Origin of the sequence: Okeania hirsuta (assembly GCF_003838195.1) — a bacterium.
Lineage (GTDB): Bacteria > Cyanobacteriota > Cyanobacteriia > Cyanobacteriales > Microcoleaceae > Okeania > Okeania hirsuta.
Genome location: NZ_RCBY01000309.1, coordinates 1 through 7133 on the forward strand (window position 1 = coordinate 1; position 7133 = coordinate 7133).

General features: G+C 44.6%; 10 protein-coding genes and 1 pseudogene. 3 read left to right on the forward strand and 8 right to left on the reverse strand.

The genetic code is table 11. The features are described 5' to 3' along the window. Positions 1-138: 138 nt before the first annotated feature. A pseudogene (locus D5R40_RS28790) lies at positions 139-561 on the forward strand (RNA-guided endonuclease InsQ/TnpB family protein); the annotation flags it as partial. 178 nt (positions 562-739) lie between these two features. Next, on the forward strand, positions 740-1300 hold the full coding sequence (locus D5R40_RS28795) for a YHS domain-containing (seleno)protein (protein WP_124147564.1): 561 nt from the start codon (positions 740-742) through the stop codon (positions 1298-1300). Positions 1301-1766: 466 nt separating this feature from the next. Here the strand turns inward: D5R40_RS28795 and D5R40_RS28800 are convergent, their stop codons facing one another. From D5R40_RS28800 to D5R40_RS28825, 8 genes are all read right to left on the reverse strand, one after another. Then, complete coding sequence (locus D5R40_RS28800; protein ID WP_124147565.1) at positions 1767-2498, reverse strand: DUF1214 domain-containing protein; 732 nt, start codon at positions 2496-2498, stop codon at positions 1767-1769. Between the two features lie 68 nt (positions 2499-2566). Then, entirely contained in the window at positions 2567-2740 is a 174-nt protein-coding gene (locus D5R40_RS36330; protein ID WP_161564737.1) for a hypothetical protein, read from the reverse strand. A gap of 155 nt (positions 2741-2895) precedes the next feature. Beyond that, positions 2896-3627, reverse strand: a complete 732-nt coding sequence (locus D5R40_RS28805) for a DUF1214 domain-containing protein (RefSeq protein ID WP_124147565.1) — start codon at positions 3625-3627, stop codon at positions 2896-2898. 68 nt (positions 3628-3695) lie between these two features. Continuing rightward, complete coding sequence (locus tag D5R40_RS36335) at positions 3696-3869, reverse strand: hypothetical protein (protein ID WP_161564737.1); 174 nt, start codon at positions 3867-3869, stop codon at positions 3696-3698. A 95-nt stretch (positions 3870-3964) separates the two neighbouring features. After that, entirely contained in the window at positions 3965-4360 is a 396-nt protein-coding gene (locus D5R40_RS28810; protein WP_161564738.1) for a DUF1254 domain-containing protein, read from the reverse strand. 140 nt (positions 4361-4500) lie between these two features. Then, a complete protein-coding gene (locus tag D5R40_RS28815) occupies positions 4501-4836 on the reverse strand; it encodes a hypothetical protein (protein ID WP_124147567.1) in 336 nt (111 codons plus the stop codon). Between the two features lie 154 nt (positions 4837-4990). Further along, the gene (locus D5R40_RS28820) at positions 4991-5767 is read right to left on the reverse strand and encodes a DUF1214 domain-containing protein (RefSeq protein WP_161564739.1); all 777 of its coding nucleotides are present in this window, start codon (positions 5765-5767) and stop codon (positions 4991-4993) included. Then, a complete protein-coding gene (locus D5R40_RS28825; protein ID WP_161564740.1) occupies positions 5764-6036 on the reverse strand; it encodes a DUF1254 domain-containing protein in 273 nt (90 codons plus the stop codon). Before D5R40_RS28825 ends, D5R40_RS28820 begins: the two co-directional genes overlap by 4 nt. 55 nt (positions 6037-6091) lie before the next feature. Here D5R40_RS28825 and cmoB point away from each other — a divergent pair, with 55 nt between their 5' ends. Next, on the forward strand, positions 6092-7072 hold the full coding sequence (gene cmoB, locus D5R40_RS28830; RefSeq protein ID WP_124147570.1) for a tRNA 5-methoxyuridine(34)/uridine 5-oxyacetic acid(34) synthase CmoB: 981 nt from the start codon (positions 6092-6094) through the stop codon (positions 7070-7072). Positions 7073-7133 lie beyond the last annotated feature (61 nt).

Here is a 7133-nt window from a genome sequence, read left to right on the forward strand (position 1 = left end):
CATTAAAGATGCGCGACGATCGCTTCATGTTCACTGCGGCTGGACTCTGGAATTTCTACTTAATGGCAGGATAATTTAATCAGTGAAAACCAGAATTTTCCCATTTCACTTTAAGGTTTTATTTCGCGACAAGTCTATTGGAGAAAAGCACAACTTAAGATAGCTAGGCTGCATAGACGAGTGGCTAGCATCCGCAAAGATGCACTTCATAAATTGACAACATATTTAGCTAAAAACCACAGCGTTGTTGCCATAGAAGATTTGAATGTTAGCGGTATGTTAGCTAACCATAAGCTAGCTAAATCTATAGCCGACCAAGGCTTTTATGAGTTTCGGAGACAGCTCGAATATAAAACACGATGGCACGGTTCTAAATTAGTAGCAGTTGATAGGTTTTTTCCATCATCAAAAACTTGCAGTAGGTGTGGTCATGTTCAAGATATGCCGTTAAGCCTGAGAATTTATGATTGCCCTGACTGTGGCTTGTCAATAGATCGAGATTTAAACGCAAGTATAAATTTGAGAGATGCGGTCGGCTCGACCGTGAATGCCTGTGGATGAGCAACCGCCGACGGCCTCAGTAGAAGCAGGAAGTAAACCTCAAGTTGTCACACTATGTGACGCTTTGTATCAGTTTTATAGAGCAGTTTCAGGAATTTCTCACAGCCTGCTCAGTTGACTAGCTTAAGTTAAAGATGTCGAGCCTGCAATCCCAAAATCCTTTTGAGAAAAAGTTAATATGAAACGTCGATATTTTGTCCTGTCTTTAGTTAGTTTCGGGTTGGTCATAGGGTGTGCTTCCCTACAAACGAAAAATTCCCCTCAGCCATCAGTGGAACTATCCACCGATCCCGTATCACCTGCTATTGCCGTATCCTCCAACAAGGCTGATGAATCTCAAATAGCCAATGCCACAGAGCCGATTTTTGCGGAAAACGGAGTTGCCATTCGAGGTACTGACCCAGTTGCGTATTTTCAAGTAGGTAAACCTGTCCAAGGAAATAAACAATTTACTCACAACTGGATGGGAGTCAACTGGTGGTTTTCCAGTGCCAAAAATCGTGATTTGTTTGCAGCTTCCCCAGAGCAATATGCTCCGCAGTATGGTGGTTTCTGTGCTTTTGCCGTTGCCAATGGATACACAGCTCCTATTGTTCCAGAAGCCTGGAGCATTGTCGAAGGGAAGCTATATCTCAATTTCAGTTTAAGGATTCGTGATCGCTGGGAACGTGATATTCCAGGCAATATTGCCCGTGCCAATAAAAACTGGCCTGCTGCCGCCGCCAACTTTCGGGGGTGAGGGGTGAAACTCTAGTGTCGCTACCCGGAAGTTAGAAGTTAAAAGTCATGCCTTTAAAAGCGAGTGCTAATTGGCGAGGTTTCCTACGGGGTTTATAAAGTGCGGAAGTAATTCCCCTATTGCCAAAAAAGCTGGAAGCTTGACAACATAATCTTTGTCAGTTAAAGCTTCCAGCGTTTCAAAGTCGTCTAACTCAAGTTATATTAATTTTGCACTTTTGACCTAAAAGCTTTTCCCAGAGAGAATTTCAGTCAACTGAGGAATTTAGAGTCTTCCGTCAACTTTTACAAAGTCATTGAGGACTTGCAATAGCCTTACGTCTTTGGCATTTTTGATACTTTGAAATTCTTGAGCTTTCCGTCACCTTTACAAAGTCATTAAGAACCCAGTTTCCATTAAAGTGGTCTTCTGTAGGGCCATAAAGTCGGAAGTAGGCAAACCAGCCTTCTCCTGGGTTGCTCTTAATTCAGTTGGAGGCTTTGTCAGGATCGGTAGGTTCTTGAGGACCGACGTAGATATCAACTGTGCCGTCAGCATTCTCATATAGGTCATCTGTTTTGGAGGAACGCTCGGGTTTTTCAGTGTCCGTATCGACGAAAACGCGGGCATTGTTGTCATACACCGTAACTGACCAAAACTGCTCCATGGGAGGATTGGCAGGAACGGTCATTTTATAAGTGTTAGAACCGTCAAGCCAGTTACCATCGCTGTCTTTATAAGTACCGAGGTAAACTTGTCCCCCTTGACCTGGTTCATCAATTACCATACCGGAGGAGGCGGTTACAGCTTCGTAAAACCAGGCTGCCCGCTCATCAAGCTGATCGTAGTATTCGGTACCCTGACTTGGGTCAAGGATCAGAGCAAATTCCCAATGCACACCATCAGCATAATGTGCCGCTTCGCTGCGCTTTTGGAAGTCGTTAACCCGAGCCATGGCTTCTCCTACCAAAGCACCCTGCTCTAGGATTGCTTTCTGGCGTTCGTCAGGGGCAAAAGTCACAGTGCCGTCAAGACCGACTTTCTCAATGCCCAAGGGTTTGAGCATAGCCATAAACAGGCGATCGCGCTCTTGAACGGGCTCGCGGCTGATGATGTTTGCGAGGCGCTCCCAGTAGGCAAGGCCACGACGGGGAACCTGAGACCACTGAATATCGGTAATATCCTTGATAGGAACGGGACTGTCGCTTGGTTGTGCCAAGGGATAAATTCGCAGGGCATTAAGTAGCTCTTCAGTTTACTTTTTTTTGTTAGCTTTCACGAGTGGTTTTACTCGCACTGGTTGGAGCAATCTTCTCGCTGCTTTAGCTGCCTACTTGCTTTTCCTGCGGAATGCGGAGCTAACAGCCGTCGTAGGAAGTTAATTCCCCGTCTCCTGTCCACCGGAGTTTCACCGCAAAGTGCGGTCTTGTCATGGCGACAAACCTTGTTCTTACTTGCCATTTCTAGTATAGCAGATTTTTACTTCGCTTTATTACCCGCGTGTCGTTATTCAACTTTACAAAGTCATTAAGAACCCAGTTTCCATTAAAGTGGTCTTCTGTAGGGCCATAAAGTCGGAAGTAGGCAAACCAGCCTTCTCCTGGGTTGCTCTTAATTCAGTTGGAGGCTTTGTCAGGATCGGTAGGTTCTTGAGGACCGACGTAGATATCAACTGTGCCGTCAGCATTCTCATATAGGTCATCTGTTTTGGAGGAACGCTCGGGTTTTTCAGTGTCCGTATCGACGAAAACGCGGGCATTGTTGTCATACACCGTAACTGACCAAAACTGCTCCATGGGAGGATTGGCAGGAACGGTCATTTTATAAGTGTTAGAACCGTCAAGCCAGTTACCATCGCTGTCTTTATAAGTACCGAGGTAAACTTGTCCCCCTTGACCTGGTTCATCAATTACCATACCGGAGGAGGCGGTTACAGCTTCGTAAAACCAGGCTGCCCGCTCATCAAGCTGATCGTAGTATTCGGTACCCTGACTTGGGTCAAGGATCAGAGCAAATTCCCAATGCACACCATCAGCATAATGTGCCGCTTCGCTGCGCTTTTGGAAGTCGTTAACCCGAGCCATGGCTTCTCCTACCAAAGCACCCTGCTCTAGGATTGCTTTCTGGCGTTCGTCAGGGGCAAAAGTCACAGTGCCGTCAAGACCGACTTTCTCAATGCCCAAGGGTTTGAGCATAGCCATAAACAGGCGATCGCGCTCTTGAACGGGCTCGCGGCTGATGATGTTTGCGAGGCGCTCCCAGTAGGCAAGGCCACGACGGGGAACCTGAGACCACTGAATATCGGTAATATCCTTGATAGGAACGGGACTGTCGCTTGGTTGTGCCAAGGGATAAATTCGCAGGGCATTAAGTAGCTCTTCAGTTTACTTTTTTTTGTTAGCTTTCACGAGTGGTTTTACTCGCACTGGTTGGAGCAATCTTCTCGCTGCTTTAGCTGCCTACTTGCTTTTCCTGCGGAATGCGGAGCTAACAGCCGTCGTAGGAAGTTAATTCCCCGTCTCCTGTCCACCGGAGTTTCACCGCAAAGTGCGGTCTTGTCATGGCGACAAACCTTGTTCTTACTTGCCATTTCTAGTATAGCAGATTTTTACTTCGCTTTATTACCCGCGTGTCGTTATTCAACCAGCCGTTAAAACGGTCTGGCTAACTTCCTCCCGACGCTTTTTAGGTTTTATCCGAGTTGAGAGAGCGAAAACCCCAAAATACGTTAAAGGTGGTCGATGGGACGCGGTATTCGCACTTTTTAGTATTCTTTAGGATTAAGCCCTTTTGACCAGGACCATAAATACAGTAGGTACCGCCCAAGCCCTCATCAGGTCCGGTTTGACCCATGTCAACGATAGGACGCTGCCAAATATCATCAGCAAAACCGGCTGCTTCTCCAGCAGGCATTTCGACAACTACAGGACCAGTTTTGGCCAGGTCAAAGAAGCCAATGATGTAGGGTGTCGTAGCATTGGCGGTGAGGATACCTAACTTTTCTGGGAAAGTTTGGTAAACTACAATTTCACCCGTTTCTATCCCAAAAGTCTCTTCATGAGCAGCTTGCCATTCAGCCATACTCACCATAGGTACGGACCATAAATACAGTTGGGTAGCTCGCTGGAAATCCATCTCATCGTAGGGGGTTGCACATTATGGAATGATATTGCCAAAAATTGGTTTAGATTTTGACTAAAAATAACCATTAATTAATCATTCTAGCAATTGATTAATCCACAATCCAATTCAATCAAAAATATCAAATCATTCGTCACTGTGCAACGCCCATCGTAGAGCTTGTCAACGGTTTCCGAAGTTGGATAACCATTTGACTCGAACTCAAGCGTTCCAATATGGGTTTCAAAATCACCAATAAATGGGTTTGGGCCGATAACGCTGGCATCCGCCAGGGCGACAGAGGGCGCAACGATCGCCAAGCAAAGGATGGCAATCAACAGAGAAAGGATTAGCTCTTTAGCCTTCTTTACAAGTGGATTTTTCTGAAAAAGAAAGTGCAAGAGCGTTATTGGCTTCAAAATACGGTTAAAGAACATGGGTAAAACCTCATCAAATGGGTTAACAACACAATCTCAGGCCACATCCCAAAGGGCGATAAAGCTAGCTTTAGGATGGACAGCAGCAAAAATGTTTACTAGGGAGCAATCCGAACTAATCCGAATATTCCTGTCAAATATCTCCTACACATTTTTACTCAGCAATGACCATAGGTGGAGCTTCCCAACTACCGTTGATTACATATTCTTCTGGTATGTAAATGCGCATGATAACATACATAGGTCCATCCGGTGCCGGAAGCCAGTTTGATTCTTTTTCTGTCCCAGGAGATTCGTATTGTAGATATAGGGTGATGCTTCCGTCTGCATTCTCTTCTAGTTCTTCTAGCATCGGTGAATTAATCAAGTAACGATCGAGCGGGTTGTGAATTAAATAACGAGTTACTCCATCATATATGGTCACCGACCAGAATGCTTGGGCAGGTATGCCTTCTGGGGGAATCTGTAACAGATAATTATAGTTCCCGCTATTAAGCAATTCTCCATTTTCATCTACTATGTAACCTGGGTAAAATGCCTCAGCTATTGAGTTCCCGTAGATACCCAGTAGGGATCCAACTGCACGTTTGAGATAATCATTATTGAGTTCTTCTCGCGTTCCAAATACGCCAGCGGATGATGTAGTTTCCTGGGCAGTTTCATCAATAGTGTCTATTCCTGCCTGTTGACCGGATGCGATCGCATCTAGCCACTCTTGAGAAACACCTTCTGGGGGAAATACTGCTCCAGGTTCCACTCCAATTTTCTTAAATTTTTTGCGCAATCTTTCTTCAGTGGGATGGGTAGGAGCAAATTGAAGCAAGAAGTTGACATACTCGAAGAAATGCTCATTCAAAGTTTCAGAAGAGATTGGAGGATAGTCAATTTCTGGGGGAGCTTCTGGTGGCTGAGTACCCAGAAACTCACTCAAGGGTTGAGCCTTATATTTTTCCTGAATTGCACGTTATCAATATCGTCAGGATTAAAAAGCTGGGTACGTAATAGTGAGTAAGCTAAATTTGTTTCTGACGGAATTACTCGCTTAATTCCTTCGGGTTGCTCTGCGCTCCAGTCTGGACCTGAGATGAGGTAGTTTCCTCCACCATTACCCTCAACCCGAGTGCCAAGGTAATCAAAGTTGAAGGTGTAAAGGTCAACCAATTGGGCAGTATAATAACGCTCATCTTCGATATCAGGCATCGTTATAACTAAAGGCTCTGCTCGTAGATCCATCACCAACTCTAAATTTAGTCTCATGTTTAATAATAGTATCGGCCATATTCCCTCAGATTATTTATATAAATATGACATCCCGATCAATACAGAAGCAATATTAAAAACCCGTCAAGAAAAACACAAAAAATTATTTGAAACCTCTACTCAAAAGTATTACGAAGCAGTACAAACAGTTACAGATATCAAAAGTCATTTTTTCGACTTTTCCTGCGCAGCAATAAAAGTCGGTCGTGCTGAGGAACTCTCCCCAGAGCAACAACAACTGTTCCGGAACAGTTTGCAAACATTTTGTCCTTGGAAAAAAGGTCCGTTTGAACTATTTGGTATAAACATTGATGCTGAATGGCGTTCTGATTGGAAATGGGAACGCATTTTGCCACATATTAGTTCTCTGAAAAATCGTAGAGTCGCCGATATTGGCTGCCACAATGGTTATTTTATGTTCCGCATGGCAGCTCAACAACCCGAGTTAGTTATTGGTTTTGAACCCTACGCAAAACATTTTTGGAATTTTCAACTTATTCAAAATATTGTGCAACAAAAAATGCTGATATTTGAACTGTTGGGAGTTGAACACATTCACTATTACCCTCAATTTTTTGACACCATTTTCTGCTTGGGTATTCTCTATCATCACACTGACCCTATTGCTTTACTACGCAAAATGCGAGAAGCTTTAGCGCCCAAGGGGGAAATTATTATTGACTGTCAAGGCATTCCAGGAGATTTACCAGTAGCTCTAACACCTCGGAAACGTTATGCTCAAGCACGAGGTATTTGGTTTCTCCCCACTCAGTCCTGTTTAGAGAGTTGGATAGGGCGAGCGGGGTTTAGTGATATTAATTGTTTTTTTGCCGAACCTTTGTCAGTAGCAGAACAACGGCGCACTTCTTGGGCAAATATTGATAGTTTGTCAGAATTTCTCAATCCTCAAGACCCTTCGTTGACAATTGAAGGTTATCCTGCACCTTGGCGCTATTATGCAATCGCTCGTAAATAATGAGCGGGGGAGATGGGGAGATGGGGAGATGGGGAGATGGGGAGATGGGGAGATGGGGAGA